A 23,434-nucleotide genomic window follows, 5' to 3' on the forward strand; every position below is an offset into this window, starting at 1 on the left:
GGGACACCCTTAGCCGACAATCAAAGAAACAAGCCAACCGAGCAGGGAATCTAAACCCCACAACAGCAGCGCCATAACCAACACAACAGCCACAACAATCAATGTGGTCTGCGTAGTTTCTTGGCGAGTAGGCCAAACGACTTTACGAATCTCGGTACGAGCTTCCTTTGCCAACACGAAGAAAGCTTTACCTTTTCCTGTCTGCAAACCAACAAAGGCAGCAGCAGCAGCAATAGCAAGCAATACAAGCACGCGGTACAGGATCGGTTCCGCTGAGTAGTACTGATTGCCGACAACACCTACGACCACCAAAACGGCTACCAGGAGCCATTTAAGCAGGTCAAAGCGAGAGTCTTGGGCTTCAGCCTTGGGAGTCATCTACGAGGATCCTGTGAAAAGAAAGCCAGATTAACACCGAGTGAATCTGGCAGGTCAGGAGGGAATCGAACCCCCAACCTACGGTTTTGGAGACCGTCGCTCTGCCAATTGAGCTACTGACCTAAAAGCAAAATTAGGCCGACCATTATGCCGGCCCAACAAGAGTTTTTCAACAACTTACTCGATGATTTTAGCTACGACACCCGCGCCGACGGTACGACCGCCCTCACGAATAGCGAAACGAAGACCATCCTCCATCGCAATCGGCTGAATCAGGGTGACAACCATTTTCACGTTGTCACCAGGCATTACCATCTCAATGCCCTCTAGCAATTCACAGTTACCGGTCACATCCGTTGTACGGAAGTAAAACTGCGGACGGTAACCTTTGAAGAATGGCGTATGACGACCACCCTCTTCCTTGCTCAGAATATACACTTCACCTTCGAACCTGGTATGCGGCCTGACAGAGCCCGGCTTGGCCAAAACCTGACCTCGCTGAACATCATCACGTTTGGTGCCGCGCAACAGTACTCCGACATTCTCGCCCGCACGACCTTCATCGAGCAGCTTCCGAAACATTTCAACACCCGTACACGTCGTCTTTATGGTGGGAACGATACCGATAATCTCGATCTCTTCCTGCACCCTGACGATGCCACGCTCAACGCGACCCGTTACAACCGTACCGCGACCCGAGATCGAGAACACATCTTCGATCGGCATCAGGAACGGCTTGTCGACTGCACGCTCAGGCTCTGGAATATAACTGTCCAGAGTATCAACCAATTTACGGACGGCTGTCGTGCCCATTCCGCCTTCATCCTGACCATTCAACGCCATCAAAGCGGAACCAATCACGATCGGGGTTTCATCACCCGGAAAACCGTACGCACTCAGCAGATCCCGGACTTCCATTTCGACCAATTCAAGCAACTCTTGATCGTCAACCATGTCAGCCTTATTCAGGAAGACAACAATATATGGAACCCCAACCTGACGAGACAACAAAATGTGTTCACGAGTCTGCGGCATTGGACCATCAGCCGCAGAGCACACTAGGATCGCGCCATCCATCTGAGCAGCTCCGGTAATCATGTTTTTCACATAATCAGCGTGGCCAGGACAGTCAACATGAGCGTAGTGACGGATCGCAGAATCATATTCAACGTGCGACGTGTTGATTGTAATGCCGCGCGCCTTTTCTTCAGGAGCATTATCGATTTGAGAGAAGTCACGAGCAGAACCACCGAATGCTTCAGCGCATACTTTGGTCAGAGCTGCAGTCAAGGTCGTCTTTCCATGGTCAACGTGACCTATGGTACCAACGTTCAAGTGCGGCTTCTTGCGTTCGAACTTTTCTTTAGCCATCGACACCATCTCCAATAGAAGAATGAATCTTGACCGCTTAAAACAAAGGCAGATATTTTCATATCTGCCTTGGTAATGGAGCTCTTGAGCAGATTCGAACTGCTGACCTCACCCTTACCAAGGGTGTGCTCTACCAACTGAGCTACAAGAGCGAAACACATTGCACCAACAGCAAACTTGGAGCGGGTAGCGGGAATCGAACCCGCATCATCAGCTTGGAAGGCTGAGGTTCTACCGCTAAACTATACCCGCGGCGCTTGCTGCTAACGCTGAAATTTGGTGGAGGGGGAAGGATTCGAACCTTCGAAGTCGTAGACGTCAGATTTACAGTCTGATCCCTTTGGCCGCTCGGGAACCCCTCCTGAACGAGGCAGCATTTTCAACTCATGCTACCCTTCTGTCAACTATTTTCTCATTAAAAACCTGAGGTTACATTCGCTGACAACAACTCTACAGGTGACGCTGTTAACGCCACGCTGCGAAGCGGGCGCCATTCTATGCAAACTAATCCGTAGTTGCAATGCCCTCACAAGACATTATTTTGTTTTTTAGCTGTGAGAAGTCCTGAGTGAGTTCCTGAATCAGGCCCTCATCCACAAGCCGTCGACTCGACGGAGCAACCCTCAACCAATAACCAGCCGTAGAACCTGCCGCGGGAGACTGAAACTGCGACTGTATATCGAGGCTCGTTAACCGCTGCTCAACCAGGCGTGCATCCTCCTGACGAACAAAACCACCCAGATACAGGCACTTTTCCTCCGCCTCATGGGGAGCAGAAGGGTTTTCGCGCGCAGCATCAGACTCACTCAGCAGATGAATATCTTGCTGAGAACCTCGATACAACGACAAGGAAATAACCTCCTTGGCCCGCAGAGGTGCTTCCTGCTGATGCCATATGTAATAGAAGGCATTGAGCATCAATAGCAAAAGAAATAGCCAGCGCATAGCAACCTCAAGGCAATGGACAAGCCAGGGCCAGCCCCACGAAAACCAGATCAGGCATCATTCGCGCGTCCGGCAAAATCCCCCCAATCAAATCCGCATCGCCGCCCGTAACAAAAACGGTGAAATCGTCCTTCCAATGATCGCGAGCCATGCTCAATTGAGTCAGTACAAAACCTCGCGCCATCAACGAACACCCACGCTCCACCGCCTCAGCTGTCGAGCGTCCTGGGGCGAAGTTGATCAGTGCGCGCTCCGCAGCAGCATCGTCGTAGCGAATCCGTCGTGTATGTGTACGCAGCTGATTGCGCATCAAGGGCATACCCGGACAGATAAAACCTCCCAGGTGCTGCCCATCGGGTGCAACAAAATCGGACGTGATAGCAGTCCCCAGATCCAGCACCAAGCACGCGCCACCTGCCAGATGATACGCACCCACTATGGCAAGCCACCGATCCAGGCCTAGCAGCTCATATTCGTCATAACCATTTGTTACGCCGGCCATAAGCCTCGCAGGAGCGGCATACATGACGTCTATCGAAAAGGCCTTGACCAGAACAGCGACCAACTGGGCCGTTTCCTCGTTGCTGCGCACGCTTACCAATCTACAGCGAGCCAAGCGCAGACCCGGCACCTGATGAAGAGCCCGTAGCAGCGCCTCATCACAATCGACAATACCTCCCACGACTGCCGATGGAGCATCCTCGTGAATTACCCGCCATTTGATGAAGCTGTTACCGCAATCAAGTTCAAGAATCATCACGCAGCCTCAAACTGAGCTCACCACCACTAAAAGTTTTCTCCTGCGAACCCACCCTCAACCGCAGAGCACCTTGCGCATCAACCCCTAAAACCACACCCTCAACGCTACTGGCTCCCGCGAGCAGCGTAACGGCTCGCCCCTGCCATAAGTGCCCCTGCTCCCACTCAGCCTGAAAAGCGGGGAATCCATTTTGCCGATGAATACTTAAATAGCGCTCAAGCGTGCGATTCAGTCGCGCGATCAAGTCATTACGATCTGACAAGACGCCGGTTTCAAGTCGGACAGAAGTCCAAAGCTGATCGACTTCGGACGCCGCTTGCATATTTACGTTGATGCCTATGCCTATTACAACGTGACAGACATCAGCGGGATCTCCCACCAACTCTAATAGAACGCCTGCAATCTTGCGCTGCCCGACAAGAATGTCATTCGGCCATTTCAGGCCGGCATTCTCGACCCCCACTCCACGGAGGGTCTGCATCACCGCCAGCCCCACAAGCAGGCTCAAGCCCTCAAGCTGGCGCATACCGCCCTCAACTCTCAAGACCAGGCTGTAGTAGATATTCTCCGCAAATGGACTTACCCATTTACGCCCGCGTCGCCCTCTGCCGGCAGTTTGCCGCTCAGCGAGTACAAGCACTGGCATATCATGGCCGCGCTCAATTGCGCGTAGCGCCTCTGCATTGGTGGAGTCGATTGAATCGAAGGTCAGGATTGGCCACGCAGGAGAAGAACCCGCGATGGAGATTTCATCCCGATCCAGTAGCGATATCGGATCGGCCAAGCGGTAGCCTCGACCTCTTACTTTATGGATCTCAAGACTCAACTCCGCTTCGAGCTGCTGCAGCTGCTTCCATACAGCACTGCGACTGACTCCAAGAGCATGGCCCAGGGCTTGCCCCGAATGAAAATTGCCATCCTTAAGAAGCTTCAATAACGTCAGCATGCGGATATCGCCTAACAATGAGGCACGCATAATAGCCACCCGGCCCGCTAATGCATAGAAACGAAAATGTGTTTATCAACCGCACAAACAAAACCCCTGTTTGCGTAAGCAAACAGGGGTTTCGGAATTTAATCTTGACGATGACCTACTCTCACATGGGGAAACCCCACACTACCATCGGCGATGCATCGTTTCACTGCTGAGTTCGGGATGGGATCAGGTGGTTCCAATGCTCTATGGTCGTCAAGAAATTCGGCTGCCGGATCGTCGTGCTTGCGCGCAACGGGCCAACTAATGGGGATGTGATAGATCTGTGGGTTGTTGCCAATTTTCGGTTTGTGTCGTCTTCACACACCGCAATCTGCTCTTTCGACGCAAATTGCTTGGGTGTTATATGGTCAAGCCTCACGGGCAATTAGTATTGGTTAGCTCAACGCCTCACAGCGCTTACACACCCAACCTATCAACGTCGTAGTCTTCGACGGCCCTTCAGGGGACTCAAGGTCCCAGTGAGATCTCATCTTGAGGCTAGTTTCCCGCTTAGATGCTTTCAGCGGTTATCTATTCCGAACGTAGCTACCCGGCAATGCCACTGGCGTGACAACCGGAACACCAGAGGTTCGTCCACTCCGGTCCTCTCGTACTAGGAGCAGCCCCTCTCAAATCTCAAACGTCCACGGCAGATAGGGACCGAACTGTCTCACGACGTTCTAAACCCAGCTCGCGTACCACTTTAAATGGCGAACAGCCATACCCTTGGGACCGGCTTCAGCCCCAGGATGTGATGAGCCGACATCGAGGTGCCAAACACCGCCGTCGATATGAACTCTTGGGCGGTATCAGCCTGTTATCCCCGGAGTACCTTTTATCCGTTGAGCGATGGCCCTTCCATACAGAACCACCGGATCACTAAGACCTACTTTCGTACCTGCTCGACGTGTCTGTCTCGCAGTCAAGCGCGCTTTTGCCTTTATACTCTACGACCGATTTCCGACCGGTCTGAGCGCACCTTCGTACTCCTCCGTTACTCTTTAGGAGGAGACCGCCCCAGTCAAACTACCCACCATACACTGTCCTCGATCCGGATAACGGACCTGAGTTAGAACCTCAAAGTTGCCAGGGTGGTATTTCAAGGTTGGCTCCACGCAGACTGGCGTCCACGCTTCAAAGCCTCCCACCTATCCTACACAAGCAAATTCAAAGTCCAGTGCAAAGCTATAGTAAAGGTTCACGGGGTCTTTCCGTCTAGCCGCGGATACACTGCATCTTCACAGCGATTTCAATTTCACTGAGTCTCGGGTGGAGACAGCGCCGCCATCGTTACGCCATTCGTGCAGGTCGGAACTTACCCGACAAGGAATTTCGCTACCTTAGGACCGTTATAGTTACGGCCGCCGTTTACCGGGGCTTCGATCAAGAGCTTCGCGTTAGCTAACCCCATCAATTAACCTTCCGGCACCGGGCAGGCGTCACACCCTATACGTCCACTTTCGTGTTTGCAGAGTGCTGTGTTTTTAATAAACAGTCGCAGCGGCCTGGTATCTTCGACCGGCATGGGCTTACGCAGTAAATGCTTCACCCTCACCGGCGCACCTTCTCCCGAAGTTACGGTGCCATTTTGCCTAGTTCCTTCACCCGAGTTCTCTCAAGCGCCTTGGTATTCTCTACCCAACCACCTGTGTCGGTTTGGGGTACGGTTCCTGGTTACCTGAAGCTTAGAAGCTTTTCTTGGAAGCATGGCATCAACCACTTCGTGTGCCTAAGCACACTCGTCATCAGCTCTCGGCCTTAAGATCCCGGATTTACCTAAGATCTCAGCCTACCACCTTAAACTTGGACAACCAACGCCAAGCTGGCCTAGCCTTCTCCGTCCCTCCATCGCAATAACCAGAAGTACAGGAATATTAACCTGTTTTCCATCGACTACGCTTTTCAGCCTCGCCTTAGGGACCGACTAACCCTGCGTCGATTAACGTTGCGCAGGAAACCTTGGTCTTTCGGCGTGGGTGTTTTTCACACCCATTATCGTTACTCATGTCAGCATTCGCACTTCTGATACCTCCAGCAAGCTTCTCAACTCACCTTCACAGGCTTACAGAACGCTCCTCTACCGCATCACCTAAGTGATACCCGTAGCTTCGGTGTATGGTTTGAGCCCCGTTACATCTTCCGCGCAGGCCGACTCGACTAGTGAGCTATTACGCTTTCTTTAAAGGGTGGCTGCTTCTAAGCCAACCTCCTAGCTGTCTAAGCCTTCCCACATCGTTTCCCACTTAACCATAACTTTGGGACCTTAGCTGACGGTCTGGGTTGTTTCCCTTTTCACGACGGACGTTAGCACCCGCCGTGTGTCTCCCATGCTCGGCACTTGTAGGTATTCGGAGTTTGCATCGGGTTGGTAAATCGGGATGATCCCCTAGCCGAAACAGTGCTCTACCCCCTACAGTGATACATGAGGCGCTACCTAAATAGCTTTCGAGGAGAACCAGCTATCTCCGAGCTTGATTAGCCTTTCACTCCGATCCACAGGTCATCCGCTAACTTTTCAACGGTAGTCGGTTCGGTCCTCCAGTTAGTGTTACCCAACCTTCAACCTGCCCATGGATAGATCGCCCGGTTTCGGGTCTATTCCCAGCGACTAGACGCCCTATTAAGACTCGCTTTCGCTACGCCTCCCCTATTCGGTTAAGCTCGCCACTGAAAATAAGTCGCTGACCCATTATACAAAAGGTACGCAGTCACCCAACAAAGTGGGCTCCCACTGCTTGTACGCATACGGTTTCAGGATCTATTTCACTCCCCTCTCCGGGGTTCTTTTCGCCTTTCCCTCACGGTACTAGTTCACTATCGGTCAGTCAGTAGTATTTAGCCTTGGAGGATGGTCCCCCCATATTCAGACAAAGTTTCTCGTGCTCCGTCCTACTCGATTTCACTGCAAAGAGATTTTCGCGTACAGGGCTATCACCCACTATGGCCGTCCTTTCCAGAACGTTCCGCTAATCTCAATACAGCTTAAGGGCTGGTCCCCGTTCGCTCGCCACTACTAAGGGAATCTCGGTTGATTTCTTTTCCTCAGGGTACTTAGATGTTTCAGTTCCCCTGGTTCGCTCCATACACCTATGTATTCAGTGTAAGGTAACGGTCTTATGACCGCTGGGTTCCCCCATTCAGACATCTCCGGATCAAAGTCTGTTTGCCGACTCCCCGAAGCTTTTCGCAGGCTACCACGTCTTTCATCGCCTCTGACTGCCAAGGCATCCACCGTATGCGCTTCTTCACTTGACCATATAACCCCAAGCAATCTGGTTATACTATGAAGACGACATTCGCCGAAAATTCGCAATTTAACTCACAAATTTTACCTTAGCCCGTAACACCACCAGTGAAAGTGCTGCCCGGTCTAACTTTCTATCACATACCCAAATTTTTAAAGAACGATCTAATCAAAGACTAGAAATCAACATTCACCATCCAATCGATGGAATGCTCATTTCTAAACTCTACAATACAGAAGCAGTAAGTGGTGGAGCCAAACGGGATCGAACCGTTGACCTCCTGCGTGCAAGGCAGGCGCTCTCCCAGCTGAGCTATGGCCCCGTATCTCTACAGGCGTTTCCCACACAAAATTGGTGGGTCTGGGCAGATTCGAACTGCCGACCTCACCCTTATCAGGGGTGCGCTCTAACCAACTGAGCTACAGACCCAATTTCGGGCTGCTTCTAAATCGTCTTTTTCAATGAATCAAGCAATTCGTGTGGGAACTTATGAAGAAGCTGATGTCTTCGATTAAGGAGGTGATCCAGCCGCAGGTTCCCCTACGGCTACCTTGTTACGACTTCACCCCAGTCATGAATCACACCGTGGTAACCGTCCTCCCGAAGGTTAGACTAGCTACTTCTGGTGCAACCCACTCCCATGGTGTGACGGGCGGTGTGTACAAGGCCCGGGAACGTATTCACCGCGACATTCTGATTCGCGATTACTAGCGATTCCGACTTCACGCAGTCGAGTTGCAGACTGCGATCCGGACTACGATCGGTTTTCTGGGATTAGCTCCACCTCGCGGCTTGGCGACCCTCTGTACCGACCATTGTAGCACGTGTGTAGCCCAGGCCGTAAGGGCCATGATGACTTGACGTCATCCCCACCTTCCTCCGGTTTGTCACCGGCAGTCTCCTTAGAGTGCCCGCCATTACGCGCTGGTAACTAAGGACAAGGGTTGCGCTCGTTACGGGACTTAACCCAACATCTCACGACACGAGCTGACGACAGCCATGCAGCACCTGTCTCAATGCTCCCGAAGGCACTCCGCTATCTCTAGCAGATTCATTGGATGTCAAGGCCTGGTAAGGTTCTTCGCGTTGCTTCGAATTAAACCACATGCTCCACCGCTTGTGCGGGCCCCCGTCAATTCATTTGAGTTTTAACCTTGCGGCCGTACTCCCCAGGCGGTCAACTTAATGCGTTAGCTGCGCCACTAAGAGCTCAAGGCTCCCAACGGCTAGTTGACATCGTTTACGGCGTGGACTACCAGGGTATCTAATCCTGTTTGCTCCCCACGCTTTCGCACCTCAGTGTCAGTATCAGTCCAGGTGGTCGCCTTCGCCACTGGTGTTCCTTCCTATATCTACGCATTTCACCGCTACACAGGAAATTCCACCACCCTCTACCATACTCTAGCTCGACAGTTTTGAATGCAGTTCCCAGGTTGAGCCCGGGGATTTCACATCCAACTTAACGAACCACCTACGCGCGCTTTACGCCCAGTAATTCCGATTAACGCTTGCACCCTCTGTATTACCGCGGCTGCTGGCACAGAGTTAGCCGGTGCTTATTCTGTCGGTAACGTCAAAACACTAACGTATTAGGTTAATGCCCTTCCTCCCAACTTAAAGTGCTTTACAATCCGAAGACCTTCTTCACACACGCGGCATGGCTGGATCAGGCTTTCGCCCATTGTCCAATATTCCCCACTGCTGCCTCCCGTAGGAGTCTGGACCGTGTCTCAGTTCCAGTGTGACTGATCATCCTCTCAGACCAGTTACGGATCGTAGCCTTGGTGAGCCATTACCTCACCAACTAGCTAATCCGACCTAGGCTCATCTGATAGCGCAAGGCCCGAAGGTCCCCTGCTTTCTCCCGTAGGACGTATGCGGTATTAGCGTCCGTTTCCGAACGTTATCCCCCACTACCAGGCAGATTCCTAGGTATTACTCACCCGTCCGCCGCTCGCCACCAGGTACAAGTACCCGTGCTGCCGCTCGACTTGCATGTGTTAGGCCTGCCGCCAGCGTTCAATCTGAGCCATGATCAAACTCTTCAGTTCAAACATCTTTGGGTTTTGACAAAACCCTAAACTTAGCTCAGCAATCGTTGGTTACATCTTTGATTTCTCGCGGAGTAACTTGTGATGCTGATAATCAGTTGACTTCAGTCTTACAACACAAGCACCCACACGAATTGCTTGATTCAATTGTTAAAGAGCGGGTGGTTGAGATCTTTCGTCTCAGCCGAGGCGCGCATTCTACAGCAGCCCCTGTTGCTGTCAAGCGGTTATTTTAACAAGTTTCAAAGTTTCCTTTGCAACTTCAACCACTTGCGCTTCGATCAACTTCACGTCTCTCGTTAGCGGGAGGCGAATTCTACAGCGTTACACGCTGCTGTCAACACCTCTTTTCTACCGCTTTCGATCCAGAAGATCAAAACCCCTTCCTCGCCGCTTACTCTGGATAACTCTTTGATTTACAAGGAGTTTTCCGTTTCGCTTGCTCCGGAAGAGGTGCGAATTATAGGCTCGAAAAAACTTACGTCAAGGGTTAAATCAGGCCTATTCCAAATTAAGCGTAATTCGCCCAAAAGCCTTCTTCCCGGCCTGGCAAACATGGGTCGCGCCAACCTTGAACACGAATGCGCGATCCACAACCTCACCATCTATACGCACGCCACCGGATGCCAGAAGATCCCGAGCAACCGCGGAGTTCTTGACCAAGCCTGCTTTATTAAGGACCGCCGCGATTGGCATGTCGTCAGTGGCCGCAAGACTGATCTCTGGCAAGTCATCAGGCAGGTCGCCGTCTTTCATGCGGTTGCCCGCCGAACGATGCGCAGTTGCCGCTGCCTCTTCGCCATGGAATCGGGCAACGATCTCTTCAGCCAGCTTGATTTTGATATCTCGCGGATTCGCGCCCGCAGCGACATCAGCCTTGAAGCCATTGATCTCCTCCATAGAGAGGAAGCTCAGCAACTCGAAGTAGCGCCACATCAAGGCATCAGGGATTGAAACCAGCTTGCCGTACATAATGCCCGGCGCTTCCTGAATCCCTACATAGTTACCCAGGGATTTGGACATCTTCTTCACGCCATCCAGACCTTCTAATAAAGGCATGGTGAGAATGCACTGAGCTTCTTGCCCATAGGCGCGCTGCAGTTCGCGCCCCATCAGAAGGTTGAACTTCTGATCGGTACCGCCCAGTTCGACATCGGCACGCAACGCGACTGAATCGTAGCCCTGCACCAATGGGTACATGAATTCATGAATGGCGATCGGCTGATTGGTCGAGTAGCGCTTATGAAAGTCATCGCGCTCCAGCATCCGCGCCACTGTGTATTGTGACGACAGGCGAATAAAGTCAGCCGAACTCATTTGATCCATCCAGGTGGAGTTGAACGCCACCTCGGTCTTGGCCGGATCAAGAATCTTGAAAACCTGGGTTTTATAGGTCTCCGCGTTAGCCAGAACCTGTTCGCGCGTCAGCGGAGGCCGCGTCGCACTTTTACCACTAGGATCGCCAATCATGCCGGTGAAGTCGCCAATCAGGAAAATGACCTGATGACCAAGCTCCTGAAACTGACGCAGCTTATTAATAAGCACGGTATGACCCAAGTGCAGATCCGGGGCCGTAGGGTCAAACCCGGCCTTGATACGCAATGGCTGACCACGCTTAAGCTTTTCGACCAATTCGGACTCGACCAGGAGTTCATCCGCACCGCGCTTGATCAGCGCTAGCTGCTCTTCAACCGACTTCATAACAGCCCCGTAATGGCTCATCTAAATGGGACCCAACCATACAAGATCAGGGCCCGATTACAAGTTTTTGCCCAGCACTCTCCGCCGAATCAGAGACTGATGCGTTCGTAGGGTTGCTTCGAGCATGATTTGGTTATATTTTATACAGTTATTTCTTCATCATCATGTCATTCATCTTTTCCAATTCATCTTTTCAAAGTCAAATTACCTATGATCGACACACCGCCCAAGGCGCCTCCGCTTTATCCGAAGAGCCACCTGCTCGCTGCAAGCGGCATCGCCGCCCTGCTGAGCCTGGCGCTTCTGGTCTTCCCGTCCAGCGACGTTGAAGCCAAAAAAACCACCCTGAACCTTGATCTGGAAAGACCTGCAGATCAACTGACACAAGAACAAGACGCTTCAGAACCGATTCAGGCCACACCCGACGTCACTGCATCGCCATTTGCGCAGATCGAAAGTGGCGCTGACGACACTCAGGAAACGGCCACTGCACAACCTGTGAAGGCAGAGCCTGCCCCCACAATTGTTGCCAAGAACCCGACTCACAAAGAAGTTGTCGTCTCCAGGGGCGACACCTTATCGACCCTGTTTGAGAAAGTAGGTCTTCCTGCTGCAGCCGTGCATGAAGTACTGGCCAGCGACAAACAAGCCAAGCAATTCAGCCAGCTTAAGCACGGGCAGATTCTACAGTTCGAGCTATCCCCTCAAGGTCAGCTCAAACAACTGCACAGCAAGGTCAGCGACCTGGAAAGCATCAGCTTGTCCAAGTCCGACAAAGGCTATGCATTCAGCCGGGAAATCACCAAGCCGAACATACGCACTGCGTATGTTCATGGGGTTATCAACAGCTCGCTTTCCCAATCGGCTCAACGCGCAGGCCTGTCCCACAGTATGACCATGGACATGGCCAGTGTTTTTGGCTACGACATCGACTTCGCTCAGGATATTCGCCAGGGCGACGAGTTCGATGTGATCTACGAACAGAAAGTCATCAACGGTAAAACCATCAGCACCGGCAACATCCTGTCAGCGCGCTTTACCAACCGAGGCAAAACGTACACTGCCGTTCGCTACACCAACAAGCAAGGCAACAGCAGTTACTACACTGCTGACGGCAACAGCATGCGCAAGGCCTTCATCCGCACCCCGGTAGACTTTGCCCGCATCAGCTCGATGTTCTCCATGGGCCGCAAACACCCGATTCTGAATAAGATCCGCGCCCACAAAGGCGTCGATTACGCAGCGCCTCGCGGCACACCGATCAAAGCAACCGGTGATGGCAAGGTTCTATTGGCGGGTCGTCGTGGCGGCTACGGCAACACCGTAGTCATTAAGCATGGCAACACCTACCAAACCCTGTACGGGCATATGCAGGGTTTTGCCAAAGGCATACAAACCGGCAGCAATGTGAGGCAAGGCCAGGTCATCGGCTATATCGGCACAACCGGACTCTCGACCGGACCGCACTTGCACTATGAGTTCCAGGTCAATGGTGTCCATGTCGACCCACTGGGCCAGAAATTGCCAATGGCCGATCCAATCGCCAAAGCTGAAAAACAGCGTTTCATGCAACAAAGCCAGCCGCTAATGGCCCGCATGGACCAAGAGAAATCCACCCTGCTCGCTTCGAACAAGCGCTAAGCCATGGCCTTCTATATAGGTGTGATGTCCGGGACCAGTCTTGACGGGCTGGATATCGCCCTGATTGAACAGGACGACCGACCAAAACTGCTGGCGACCCACTACATACCGATGCCGGATGATCTGCGCGCCGAGCTTCTGGGTTTATGCGCCAGTGGCAACGATGAGCTTGCCCGGGCCGCTATCACCGAGCAGAAGTGGGTGCGTCTTGCCGCACAGGGTGTTCTGGCGCTGTTGAGCCAAGAGCAATTGTCTGCGGGCGAGATACGCGCCATCGGCAGTCATGGACAAACTATTCGTCATGAGCCCGCGCGCGGCTTCACCCTCCAGATTGGCAACCCCGCACTGCTCGCAGAGCTGACAGAGATCACCGTCGTCAGCGATTTCCGTCGCAGAGACGTAGCCGCAGGCGGGCAAGGTGCACCGCTGGTGCCAGCGTTTCATGAAGCCCTTTTCGACAATCCGCTTGGCGCGCCACAAAATCATCGTGCAGTTCTTAATATAGGTGGCTTCAGCAACCTGAGCCTGCTGGAAGCCGACAAGCCCGTGTCCGGTTTCGACTGCGGACCAGGAAATGTCTTGCTTGATGCCTGGATACAAACACAACGCAGCCTCAGCTTTGACCGCGACGGCGCTTGGGCGGCGAGCGGCAAGATTGAGCCAGCGCTGCTGAAATCGCTACTCAGTGATCCGTTTTTCCTGACCCAAGGCCCTAAAAGTACAGGCCGCGACGTCTTCAATCCTGGCTGGCTTCAGCATCATCTGTTCCAACTGCCAATGTTCGCCCCTGAAGACATTCAGGCAACCTTGCTTGAGCTGACTGCGCTGACCATTACCCAGTCGCTGCAAACTGCACAAACGCAAACTGATGAGCTGTTGGTCTGTGGTGGCGGCGCGCACAACTTGGCGCTGATGGCGAGGCTGACCGCGTTGCTGCCTGATACCAAGGTCAGCAGTACAGCGGCTTATGGCGTAGACCCTGACTGGGTCGAAGCGATGGCTTTCGCCTGGTTGGCGCACTGCTGCCTTGAAGGCGTACCCGCCAACCGACCTAGCGTCACCGGTGCTCGCGGCCTGCGCGTGCTAGGCGCCATCTACCCGGCATGACGCACACAGCAAAACGCCGCACATAAGCGCGGCGTTCTCTGACCAGCAAGCCAAATCAGACCGAGAATGACGAGCCGCAGCCACATGTGGTGGACGCATTCGGGTTCTTGATCACAAAGCGCGATCCTTCCAGCCCTTCCTGATAATCCACTTCTGCACCTGCCAGGTACTGGAAGCTCATCGGGTCGACCACCAGGCTGACACCCTCACGCTCGACGATGGTGTCGTCATCCGCCACGTCTTCATCGAAAGTGAAGCCGTACTGAAAACCTGAACAGCCGCCACCTGTAACAAATACGCGCAGTTTCAGGCGATCATTGCCCTCTTCATCGACCAGAGTCTTCACCTTGTGCGCTGCACCGTGAGTGAATACCAATGCCGTAGGGGTGAAGGTTTCGACGCTCATGCTGAATATCTCCCGGCGCTATATGCCGTCATAATGCGTAATGACTGGCATTATCCGCTTGACCTAGTAAATTGGTCAACTAATCAAGGCAGCATACCAGCATGGGAAAGGCCCAAACGCTCGTCCAGACCGAACAGAATATTCATATTCTGTACCGCTTGGCCTGATGCGCCCTTGACCAGATTGTCGATGACCGACAACACCACCACAAGATCGCCGCCTTGCGGACGATGCACGGCAATTCGACAAACGTTAGCGCCACGTACACTACGTGTTTCCGGATGGCTGCCAGCTGGCATCACATCGACGAACGGCTCATCGGCATAGCGTTTTTCGAAGAGCGCCTGCAAATCCACGGACTTATCCAGCACCGTGGCGTAGAGCGTCGAGTGAATGCCCCGAATCATCGGCGTCAGGTGTGGAACGAAGGTCAAGCCGACATCTCCGCCTGAGGCACGCCGCAGACCCTGCCTGATTTCAGGCAGGTGACGATGGCCTTTGACCGCGTACGCCTTAAAGCTTTCGCTGGTTTCAGAGTACAGCGAGCCGACACTGGCACCGCGCCCTGCACCACTGACGCCTGATTTACAGTCGGCGATCAACCGAGAGGCGTCAGCCAGGCCAGCTTCGAGCAACGGTAAAAAGCCCAACTGTGTCGCGGTAGGGTAGCAACCGGGCACGGCAATCAGGCGCGCTTGCTTAATCTGCTCGCGATTGACCTCGGGCAGCCCGTAGACCGCCTCCTTAAGCAATTCAGGCGCGCCATGCGGCTGGCCGTACCATTTGGCCCACTCGTCTGCGTCCTGCAGGCGGAAGTCTGCCGACAAGTCGATGACCTTGGTCCCGGCGTTCAACAGTTCTCCTGCCAACGCATGAGCAACACCATGCGGGGTGGCAAAGAACACCACATCGCAGGCACCCAGTGCTGCGATGTCTGGCACGCTGAAAGCCAGGCCATCGTAATGGCCTCGCAGGTTAGGGTACATATCGGCCACGGCCAGCCCTGCTTCGGAGCGAGAAGTGATGACCACCACCTCGGCTTGCGGATGCTGTGCCAACAGACGCAGCAGCTCGACCCCGGTGTAACCCGTGCCGCCGACGATACCGACCTTGACCATAAATCTGCCCCTTCAACGAACCTAGTGGAAAACCATTGATAATATGGGCGTATGGCCTGAGGAACAACCGCGAACGTGACGTATGGCCGGTCATACCACTACTATTTGGCCACCGTGAACTTGGGAATAACCAAAAATGCTTTTTCTATGGCTCAAAGCCCTCCACATCGTCTCGATGGTCTGCTGGTTTGCAGGTCTGTTTTATCTGCCGAGACTGTTCGTTTATCACTCAATGAGCGAGGACGTCGCGAGCCGGGAACGTTTCTGCATCATGGAGCGCAAGTTGTACCGAGGCATCATGGGGCCCGCAATGATTGCCACACTGGCGTTCGGGATCTGGCTGATCAGCCTCAACCCCAGCGGTTATTTCAGCCAGGCCTGGATGCACGCCAAGCTGACGTTGGTGGTTCTGCTAATTGGCTATCACCATGTCTGCGGCGCGCAAGTCAAACGCTTCGCGCGTGGCGAGAAGGGTCGCAGCCACGTCTACTATCGCTGGTTCAATGAAATTCCTGTATTGATCTTGCTGGCTATCGTCATTTTGGTTGTGGTCAAACCGTTCTAATCAATAGCTGAATGCGTGGAGTAATGCTCATGTCACTGCCCGCCTTGCTTGAACAGTCCTTGCGTCTGCCCCTCGTGGCCGCACCGATGTTTCTGATCTCCAATCCGCAATTGGTTCTGGCGTGCTGCCGCAATGGAGTGGTCGGGAGTTTTCCGGCACTTAACCAGCGCGAGAGCAGTGGTTTCAAAGCCTGGCTAGAGGAAATCGAAGTCGGGCTGGCAGCGCTTGTGAATCCGGCGCCCTACGCAGTCAACCTGATAGTGCACAACAGCAACCCACGTTTGCAGGCTGATCTGGCCATCTGCATCGAGCATAAAGTACCCATCGTGATCACCAGCCTCGGCGCCGTTAAGGAGCTGGTCGATGCGGTGCATGATTACGGTGGTTTGGTGTTTCATGACGTGACCACTCGCCGCCATGCGGAAAAAGCAGCAGAAGCCGGCGTAGACGGTCTGATCGCCGTCGCGGCTGGCGCCGGGGGGCATGCCGGAACCTGGAGTCCTTTTTCGCTAATTGCCGAGATCCGCCAGTTCTTCGATAAAACCTTGTTGCTGGCGGGCTGTTTAAACCACGGTCACGAGATTCTTGCCGCGCAGTTGCTTGGCGCGGACCTGGCCTACTTCGGTACACGCTTTATCGCAACCCGTGAGAGCCATGCCCCGGAGGCTTACAAAGAGATGCTGCTAACCTCCAAAGCCGCCGATATCGTCCATACCGCTGCGGTCTCCGGCGTGCCTGCCAGCTTCATGCGCAAAAGTCTGGAGAATGCAGGTTTTGACCTCGCGGCTCTGCAAGGCAAGGGTGAAGTCGACTTCGGCTCGAAGCTCAAACCCATCAGCGATGAAGCAAAAGCCTGGAAAACCGTATGGTCCGCTGGGCAAGGCGTTGGTGATATTGACGATATGCCCAGCGTCGACGAACTGATTGCGCGCCTGGATGCTGAATACCGTAAGGCGCAAACACGCTCAGCAGACCTGGCCAGACGCTGGCCGCACTGATTGCCCGCCAGCGGCCGCCTTTTCGGCCATTTTCAGGCTCAGCTGCGTTAGCCATAACTCTGTTTTACCCAGACAAGGAAGCCAAGCATGGCCGAAACCCACTTCAAAATTGTCTTCGAAGGGAAGCTGCGCACTGGCGTCGACATCGAGACCGCCAAACTGAATATGGCTGGCCTGTTCAAACGTGAACTATCAGCTGTCGAAAGACTGTTCAACGGCCAGCCCGTTGCGCTCAAGCGCGGGTTGTCGCAAGAGCAAGCCCTGCACTACCTGAGCGTATTGAATGATGCTGGCGTCGAAGCCCGGATCGAAGCGGATCCCGCTATCAGTTTGAGTCTGGAAGAGATCGACGAGCCCAAACCGTATAGAGCGCCTGAAGCACCATCGCACGGAGCATCGCCTTATGCTCCACCACGGGCTCAGGTGGGGGCCGCATGGCCAGCGTTTGGCGAACTTAAAGTGTTCACCGTTCAAGGCCGGATAGGTCGTTTACGCTATCTGGCCTGGACGCTGGTGCTCATGGTCGCCATCCTTGCCGTTACCGGCCTGTGCGCAGCGGTCCTGACCCGCTCACTGGTGGGCGGTGGATTGCTCATTGCCATCGCAGGGATCGGCTTTTTTATCGTCAGTGTGCAGATCGGCGTGCAGCGGCTGCACGATCTCGGCTGGTCCGGCTGGCTGTTGCTGATCAATCTCGTGCCGTTCGTAGGCAGCCTGTTTCCGATCCTGATGATGGTCATCCCGGGCAATACCGGCGCCAACCAGTACGGAGCCCCGCAACCTCCAAACACCAAGGCGGTAAAAGTCCTGGCCTCTTTGTGGCTCGCGATTATCGCCATCCTGATGATCGGCGCTTTCGTCGGAGGCATCTCCACGTTCGAAAGTGAGGTGCAAACCACCGCCAGCGAGTATGAAAATATCCTGCCTTACGACGATGATAACGACAGCGATACCGCGCAACCCGCCGACAGCCAGCGTCTGTAGACTATAAAGATGAATAACGCGCCCGCTTGAGCCCGACGCACACTGCCGTGGCTCGCGGTCGCTGCCTGGAGAATGTGCATGACCCGTTACGCTCTGATCACTGGTGCCTCCAGCGGCATCGGCCTGGCCATGGCCGAAGCCTTGGCGCGCCGTGGTCGCAGCCTGATTCTGGTGGCCCGTCAACGGGACCTGCTGGAAAGCATTGCCATTGAGTTGAACCAGCGTTTTGGTGTCGAGGTCCTGTTTCGAGGCTGCGACCTGGGGGAGCCGCTACGTCTTTCCGGCTTCTTGCTGGAACTTGAAGAAGGCGAACGACAGATTGATTTGCTGGTGAACTGCGCAGGCATCGGTACCTGCGGACCGTTTCTGGCCCAGGATTGGGGCCAGGAACAAGACTTGATCGAACTGAACATACTGGCGCTCACCCGCCTGTGTCATGCCCTCGGCAATACCATGGCGGTCCAGGGTGGCGGGCAGATACTCAATGTTGCCTCGGTAGCGGCCTTCAAGCCTGGTCCATGGATGAGCAGCTATCACGCCAGCAAGGCCTATGTGCTGCACTTTTCCGAAGGGCTGCGTGAGGAACTGAAAAAAACCGGTGTAAAAATTTCAGTCCTTTGCCCTGGCCCGACCCGCACCGAGTTTTTCCGTAATGCACATTTGGAAGTCGGCAAGCTGGAACACAGTAAAAGGATGATGAGCCCAGAGGAAGTCGCGCTTCATACAGTGCGAGCACTGGCGAAAAATCGCGCAGTGATCATTCCCGGCTGGCGCAATAAGCTGTTGGCGTTTACCCCGCGTCTAGGTCCGCGCTGGCTGACCCGGAAAATATCCGGCGCGATCAACAAGACGTACTGCCCGCGCTAAAGAACTGGGCGTGGCCCCCGCCCCTCAGTACACTCAAGCACTTATCAAAACGGAGAAATGGTTGTGGAGACTCTGTTCACCAAGATCATCAACAGAGAGATACCGGCAAAAATCATCTACGAAGATGATCAGGTGCTGGCCTTTCACGATATTGCCCCGCAAGCGCCGGTGCATTTTCTGGTCATTCCGAAAAAAGCGATCCGCACGCTTAACGACGTGACCGAAGATGACAAAGGGCTGCTCGGTCATGTCCTGTTCACTGCGCAACGTCTGGCCAAAGAACTGGGCTGCGACGACGGCTTCCGGGTGGTCATGAACTGCAATGAGCTAGGCGGACAGACCGTCTATCACATTCACATGCACGTACTGGGTCAGCGTCAGATGCATTGGCCGCCAGGCTGATTCAACGTTTCAACGACTTACGCCCGCTGAGATTGCCGGTGCAAACCCGGCGGGCTGATCCATCTCAAGCCGCGCCCGACTGATTCGGGTAAACTGGCCGCCGTGGATTTATCCGGAGGTGCCCATGGCTACCGAACGTCACTACTCCCCTGTTGACCGTCTTTTATTGCAAGCCGATGCTGCGATGCGCACGCTGCTGCCTTTCAGCGTGCAACCGTATCGACCATCACCCGCCATTGTTCAGTCCGAAACCAAGATGAGCGACGTCGATACCCGGCACGTTGCGGGCCTGATGCGCATCAACCATACCGGCGAGGTCTGCGCGCAAGCGCTGTATCAGGGCCAGGCGCTGACTGCCAAGTTACCGAAAGTGCGGGCAGCTATGGAACACGCTGCCGAAGAAGAGATTGACCATCTGGTCTGGTGCGAACAGCGCATCCGCCAATTGGGTAGCCACACCAGTGTGCTCAACCCACTGTTCTACGGTATTTCCTTCGGGATCGGTGCCGCTGCTGGCATGATCAGTGATCGGGTCAGCCTCGGTTTTGTGGCCGCGACCGAAGATCAAGTTTGCAAGCACCTGAACGATCATTTGCAGCAGCTGCCCGCCGAAGACGAAAAGTCCCGGGCCATTCTCGAGCAAATGCGCATCGATGAAGAACGCCACGCCGAAAGCGCGCTGGATGCTGGCGGATTTCGTTTTCCGGCACCGATCAAATTCGGCATGAGTCTGCTGGCCAAGGTCATGACCCAAAGCACGTATCGGATATAACCGCCGCGCCATGACGGCAGACACAAGAAAGGCGCCTCGATGGGCGCCTTTCTTCTTTGTACTGACGAATCCGGTAAATCTTAAACGTTGACGTTGCGTCCGTAGAAGATTTCCAGCATTTCGTGCTTCACGCGCTCGGTGACCTGATCACGCTGTTCGGTCGACAAGTCGCTGGTCGCATCACCGAACAGGTAGTCATCCAATTCGAAGTTCTTGAGCAGCATCTTGGTGTGGAACAGGTTCTCCTGGTAAACGTTCACGTCGGTCATCTGGTAACCGGCGCGCGTGTCTACAGAGAGGTAATTCTGGATCGAGTTTATCTCGTGATCGATGAAGTGTTTTTTACCTTCAACGTCACGGGTGAAACCACGCACGCGATAGTCGACGGTGACGATGTCGGAATCGAACTGGTGGATCAGGTAGTTGAGCGCCTTAAGCGGTGAAATCACCCCACAGGTCGACACATCGATGTCCACACGGAATGTCGCGATGCCATCGACCGGGTGAATTTCTGGGTAGGTGTGCACCGTGATGTGGCTCTTGTCGAGATGCGCCAGGATGGTCTCTGGCAGCGGCCCCGGGGACTCTTCGATCTGGCTGTCGGTAGGCGTCACCGGCTGCTCGGAGATCAGAATGGTCACACTAGCACCTTGCGGGTCATAATCCTGACGAGCGATGTTCAGGATATTGGCGCCAATGATATCGACAACCTCGGTGAGGATCTGCGTCAGGCGTTCGGCGTCGTACTCGTGATTGATGTACTCGACGTAAGCTTGCTGGTCCTGCGGAGTTTCCGCATAGCAGATGTCATAGATGTTGAAGCTCAAGGTCTTTGTCAGGTTATTGAACCCGTGGAGCTTGAGTTTGCTTTTCACCGTTAATAACTCTCTATATATGTGCGGCCCGGGCCGCGTGATCAAGCATGCCCGTCAGATGAGGCCGGCTCATCTGCGTAGGACGGTTAACACCTCTTCGCGGTGGCGATTTTGGTTGTCCGTTCGGGGGCGACTATAGCCTTGGTACAGCGGGTCGCACCCTGAAAAAGTGGCGCATTATGCCGACGTCGGCGCCTGTCGGCTAGCGGGTATCGCCAAGTGTGCGCCGCTTTTGTGAAAGTTGAGTGTCGTTTCAGCCCAGTTCGATGATTTCATAGTCATGGGTAATTTCCACACCGGCATTACCGAGCATGATAGAGGCCGAACAATACTTCTCGGCAGACAGCTCGATGGCGCGTTTGACCTGAGCCTCTTTCAAGCCTCGGCCCTTGACCAAGAAGTGCAGATGGATCTTGGTGAATACCTTCGGATCTTCGCTCGCACGTTCGGCTTCCAGAAACGCCTCGCAGCTTTCTACCGGCTGACGGGACTTCTTCAGGATACTGACCACGTCGAAGTTACTGCAACCGCCCAAGCCGAGCAGGAGCATTTCCATAGGACGCACGCCCAGATTGCGACCGCCGCTTTCCGGCGGGCCGTCCATTACCACCACATGACCGCTACCGGATTCACCGAGGAACATGGCTTCGCCAGCCCATTGGATGCGTGCCTTCATCGCCAAGACTCCACTGCTAAAAAAGGGTAGCCAGCTTAGCACAGGGCCACACTGTCACTGGATGCCCGGTTAAATGCCAAATCAAATTAAGTCCGTAGGAAATTTCCCAAAAAACAGCAAACTCTCCTGATAAGCTGCGACAAATCACCCGCACGGCCGATACCTATAAGGATGCCGTGTGGCGCAGTACTTTTTCGGGATACATGCATGGTTGCTATAACCCTTACACCCAAAATAAAAAACCTCGACAACCTTCTCGGCCATTGCCAGAAGCGCCGTTACTTAGCCAAACACACCATCATTTGCGCAGGTGATCGCTCTGAGTCGCTGTTCTTCATCATCAAAGGTTCTGTCACCATCCTGATCGAGAACGACGAGGGTCGGGAGATGATTGTCGCGTACCTGAATGCCGGCGATTTTTTTGGTGAGCTGGGCCTGTTTGACCGGATCGGACACGAGGTAGAGCGTAGCGCCTGGGTTCGCACCAAAACCGAGTGCGAAGTGGCTGAGATCAGTTACAGCAAATTCCGTGAAGTCACACAGCAAGAACCGGATATCCTCTACGCCATCGGTAGCCAGATGGCTGACCGGTTGCGCAATACCACGCGAAAAGTCGGCGACCTGGCGTTTCTCGACGTCACCGGAAGAGTCGCACGCAGCCTGCTGGATCTGTGTAAGCAACCCGATGCCATGACCCACCCCGACGGGATGCAGATCAAGATTACCCGCCAGGAAATCGGGCGCATTGTCGGATGTTCAAGGGAAATGGTCGGCCGCGTACTTAAGGCACTGCAAGAGCAGAACCTGGTGCATGTCAAAGGCAAAACCATGGTGGTGTTTGGTACGCGCTAAGCAAGCCGGGCAGCTCAAAATCCTGCAAGGATCTTTTGATAGCGCTCGGCTAGCCGGTCCAGCACATCAGCAGCCGGGAAGGCTTCATGCAGGGCAATGTGGCTGTGGGCGCGGACTCGTTGATCCTGCTCGCAGATCTGGTTGAAGCGGTTGACCGCAGCGACCATTTGCTCGCGCTCGTTATCCAGCAGCAGCGCGCCGTGGGCCAATACGACGGGGCGTTGCCCGCCCTGACTCTGCCGCCAACGCTGAGCCGTACCGACCATTTTCCGGCCGTCCAGGTTGACGTTGAAACGCCCGTCACAGAAGGCGCCGTCCACTTCCCCAAGTGAGGCAGCTCCGCCCAACTCGATCAGCACATCACAGATCGGCTGACACAGACGGTTATAGGCATTTTCGATCCGGTCGCGGTCATTGTCACCGCGCGGCTGGGCGTAAACCAATGCGATGTTGACCACCGCCGGTGATTGCGGGACCGGTTCGCCGCCGCTTTCACGCAGCAGTATTGGCCACCCGCTGACCGCCAATGCTTCGGTAGCCTGTTCAAAACCTGCGAGACGGCTCATCCGTCGCGGCATCACCAAGGCCCGATCAAGCGGTCGCCATAACAGCAAACCGTACTCGAACTCGCCGGCACACACAGCGGCGAGCAAATCCTGCTCGGCCTGCAGGCCTGCCTCGACGGATATATCGATGACTTTGTCTAACATGCTGGTTTCTCTGTAGGCGCTGCGTCAGGGCTAT

The 23,434-nt window shown here is 54.3% G+C and carries 20 protein-coding genes, 6 tRNA genes and 3 rRNA genes; 9 read left to right on the forward strand and 20 right to left on the reverse strand.

Features of this window, described 5'->3' with window-relative positions; genetic code table 11:
* Positions 1 to 9 precede the first annotated feature (9 nt).
* The 15 genes from secE to tyrS form a co-directional block, all read right to left on the reverse strand.
* A complete protein-coding gene (gene secE / locus RGU44_RS17205) occupies positions 10 to 378 on the reverse strand; it encodes a preprotein translocase subunit SecE (protein ID WP_219062800.1) in 369 nt (122 codons plus the stop codon).
* A 47-nt stretch (positions 379 to 425) separates the two neighbouring features.
* Positions 426 to 501 (reverse strand) — tRNA-Trp (locus RGU44_RS17210).
* A 54-nt stretch (positions 502 to 555) separates the two neighbouring features.
* Positions 556 to 1,749 (reverse strand): elongation factor Tu, encoded by a 1,194-nt coding sequence (gene tuf, locus RGU44_RS17215; RefSeq protein WP_322218254.1) that lies wholly within the window; start codon positions 1,747 to 1,749, stop codon positions 556 to 558.
* Positions 1,750 to 1,825: 76 nt separating this feature from the next.
* Positions 1,826 to 1,901 (reverse strand) — tRNA-Thr (locus RGU44_RS17220).
* A gap of 26 nt (positions 1,902 to 1,927) precedes the next feature.
* Positions 1,928 to 2,001 (reverse strand) — tRNA-Gly (locus RGU44_RS17225).
* A 25-nt stretch (positions 2,002 to 2,026) separates the two neighbouring features.
* A tRNA-Tyr gene (locus RGU44_RS17230) sits at positions 2,027 to 2,111 on the reverse strand.
* Between the two features lie 142 nt (positions 2,112 to 2,253).
* The gene (locus RGU44_RS17235) at positions 2,254 to 2,694 is read right to left on the reverse strand and encodes a hypothetical protein (protein ID WP_322182402.1); all 441 of its coding nucleotides are present in this window, start codon (positions 2,692 to 2,694) and stop codon (positions 2,254 to 2,256) included.
* A 7-nt stretch (positions 2,695 to 2,701) separates the two neighbouring features.
* Positions 2,702 to 3,451, reverse strand: a complete 750-nt coding sequence (locus tag RGU44_RS17240; RefSeq protein WP_322182404.1) for a pantothenate kinase — start codon at positions 3,449 to 3,451, stop codon at positions 2,702 to 2,704.
* Positions 3,441 to 4,400 (reverse strand): bifunctional biotin--[acetyl-CoA-carboxylase] ligase/biotin operon repressor BirA, encoded by a 960-nt coding sequence (gene birA / locus RGU44_RS17245; protein WP_322182894.1) that lies wholly within the window; start codon positions 4,398 to 4,400, stop codon positions 3,441 to 3,443. Before birA ends, RGU44_RS17240 begins: the two co-directional genes overlap by 11 nt.
* Before the next feature lie 132 nt (positions 4,401 to 4,532).
* Positions 4,533 to 4,648: ribosomal RNA gene (rrf, locus tag RGU44_RS17250) — 5S ribosomal RNA — on the reverse strand.
* A 146-nt stretch (positions 4,649 to 4,794) separates the two neighbouring features.
* Positions 4,795 to 7,685: ribosomal RNA gene (locus RGU44_RS17255) — 23S ribosomal RNA — on the reverse strand.
* Positions 7,686 to 7,921: 236 nt separating this feature from the next.
* Positions 7,922 to 7,997: transfer RNA gene (locus tag RGU44_RS17260), tRNA-Ala, on the reverse strand.
* A gap of 30 nt (positions 7,998 to 8,027) precedes the next feature.
* Positions 8,028 to 8,104, reverse strand: a tRNA-Ile gene (locus RGU44_RS17265).
* An 83-nt stretch (positions 8,105 to 8,187) separates the two neighbouring features.
* Positions 8,188 to 9,726, reverse strand: a 16S ribosomal RNA gene (locus RGU44_RS17270).
* Together the 16S, 23S and 5S rRNA genes with 2 tRNA genes alongside form the textbook arrangement of a ribosomal RNA operon.
* 501 nt (positions 9,727 to 10,227) lie before the next feature.
* On the reverse strand, positions 10,228 to 11,427 hold the full coding sequence (tyrS, locus tag RGU44_RS17275) for a tyrosine--tRNA ligase (RefSeq protein WP_322182406.1): 1,200 nt from the start codon (positions 11,425 to 11,427) through the stop codon (positions 10,228 to 10,230).
* A 210-nt stretch (positions 11,428 to 11,637) separates the two neighbouring features.
* Here tyrS and RGU44_RS17280 point away from each other — a divergent pair, with 210 nt between their 5' ends.
* Entirely contained in the window at positions 11,638 to 13,068 is a 1,431-nt protein-coding gene (locus tag RGU44_RS17280) for a peptidoglycan DD-metalloendopeptidase family protein (protein WP_322182408.1), read from the forward strand.
* Positions 13,069 to 13,071: 3 nt separating this feature from the next.
* On the forward strand, positions 13,072 to 14,175 hold the full coding sequence (locus RGU44_RS17285; RefSeq protein ID WP_322182410.1) for an anhydro-N-acetylmuramic acid kinase: 1,104 nt from the start codon (positions 13,072 to 13,074) through the stop codon (positions 14,173 to 14,175).
* A 55-nt stretch (positions 14,176 to 14,230) separates the two neighbouring features.
* Here the strand turns inward: RGU44_RS17285 and erpA are convergent, their stop codons facing one another.
* Together erpA and argC are read right to left on the reverse strand one after the other, a co-directional pair.
* Positions 14,231 to 14,581 carry an iron-sulfur cluster insertion protein ErpA gene (erpA, locus tag RGU44_RS17290; RefSeq protein ID WP_219064335.1) on the reverse strand — a complete coding sequence of 117 codons (351 nt, stop codon included), beginning with the start codon at positions 14,579 to 14,581 and terminating at the stop codon, positions 14,231 to 14,233.
* 83 nt (positions 14,582 to 14,664) lie between these two features.
* Positions 14,665 to 15,699 carry an N-acetyl-gamma-glutamyl-phosphate reductase gene (gene argC, locus RGU44_RS17295; RefSeq protein WP_322218257.1) on the reverse strand — a complete coding sequence of 345 codons (1,035 nt, stop codon included), beginning with the start codon at positions 15,697 to 15,699 and terminating at the stop codon, positions 14,665 to 14,667.
* A gap of 136 nt (positions 15,700 to 15,835) precedes the next feature.
* Between argC and hemJ the strand changes: the two genes are divergently transcribed.
* The 6 genes from hemJ to coq7 all read left to right on the forward strand — a co-directional run bounded on the left by hemJ (position 15,836) and on the right by coq7 (position 20,287).
* Entirely contained in the window at positions 15,836 to 16,264 is a 429-nt protein-coding gene (hemJ, locus tag RGU44_RS17300; RefSeq protein WP_322182414.1) for a protoporphyrinogen oxidase HemJ, read from the forward strand.
* Between the two features lie 29 nt (positions 16,265 to 16,293).
* Complete coding sequence (locus RGU44_RS17305; protein ID WP_322182416.1) at positions 16,294 to 17,262, forward strand: nitronate monooxygenase family protein; 969 nt, start codon at positions 16,294 to 16,296, stop codon at positions 17,260 to 17,262.
* Positions 17,263 to 17,349: 87 nt separating this feature from the next.
* The gene (locus RGU44_RS17310; RefSeq protein WP_322218259.1) at positions 17,350 to 18,246 is read left to right on the forward strand and encodes a DUF805 domain-containing protein; all 897 of its coding nucleotides are present in this window, start codon (positions 17,350 to 17,352) and stop codon (positions 18,244 to 18,246) included.
* A 78-nt stretch (positions 18,247 to 18,324) separates the two neighbouring features.
* On the forward strand, positions 18,325 to 19,113 hold the full coding sequence (locus tag RGU44_RS17315; protein ID WP_322182420.1) for an SDR family oxidoreductase: 789 nt from the start codon (positions 18,325 to 18,327) through the stop codon (positions 19,111 to 19,113).
* A gap of 63 nt (positions 19,114 to 19,176) precedes the next feature.
* Positions 19,177 to 19,515, forward strand: a complete 339-nt coding sequence (locus RGU44_RS17320) for a histidine triad nucleotide-binding protein (RefSeq protein WP_219064341.1) — start codon at positions 19,177 to 19,179, stop codon at positions 19,513 to 19,515.
* Between the two features lie 124 nt (positions 19,516 to 19,639).
* On the forward strand, positions 19,640 to 20,287 hold the full coding sequence (coq7, locus tag RGU44_RS17325) for a 2-polyprenyl-3-methyl-6-methoxy-1,4-benzoquinone monooxygenase (RefSeq protein ID WP_322182423.1): 648 nt from the start codon (positions 19,640 to 19,642) through the stop codon (positions 20,285 to 20,287).
* Positions 20,288 to 20,367: 80 nt separating this feature from the next.
* Here the strand turns inward: coq7 and speD are convergent, their stop codons facing one another.
* Entirely contained in the window at positions 20,368 to 21,162 is a 795-nt protein-coding gene (gene speD, locus RGU44_RS17330; RefSeq protein ID WP_322182425.1) for an adenosylmethionine decarboxylase, read from the reverse strand.
* Positions 21,163 to 21,415: 253 nt separating this feature from the next.
* Positions 21,416 to 21,838 (reverse strand): OsmC family protein, encoded by a 423-nt coding sequence (locus RGU44_RS17335; RefSeq protein WP_322182427.1) that lies wholly within the window; start codon positions 21,836 to 21,838, stop codon positions 21,416 to 21,418.
* A 207-nt stretch (positions 21,839 to 22,045) separates the two neighbouring features.
* Between RGU44_RS17335 and crp the strand changes: the two genes are divergently transcribed.
* Positions 22,046 to 22,690 (forward strand): cAMP-activated global transcriptional regulator CRP, encoded by a 645-nt coding sequence (gene crp / locus RGU44_RS17340; protein ID WP_322182429.1) that lies wholly within the window; start codon positions 22,046 to 22,048, stop codon positions 22,688 to 22,690.
* Between the two features lie 14 nt (positions 22,691 to 22,704).
* Here crp and RGU44_RS17345 read toward each other — a convergent pair whose 3' ends face one another.
* Positions 22,705 to 23,400 (reverse strand): lipoyl protein ligase domain-containing protein, encoded by a 696-nt coding sequence (locus RGU44_RS17345; RefSeq protein ID WP_322182431.1) that lies wholly within the window; start codon positions 23,398 to 23,400, stop codon positions 22,705 to 22,707.
* Between the last annotated feature and the right edge of the window lie 34 nt (positions 23,401 to 23,434).

The organism is Pseudomonas sp. 5C2 (assembly GCF_034314155.1).
Taxonomy (GTDB): Bacteria; Pseudomonadota; Gammaproteobacteria; order Pseudomonadales; family Pseudomonadaceae; genus Aquipseudomonas.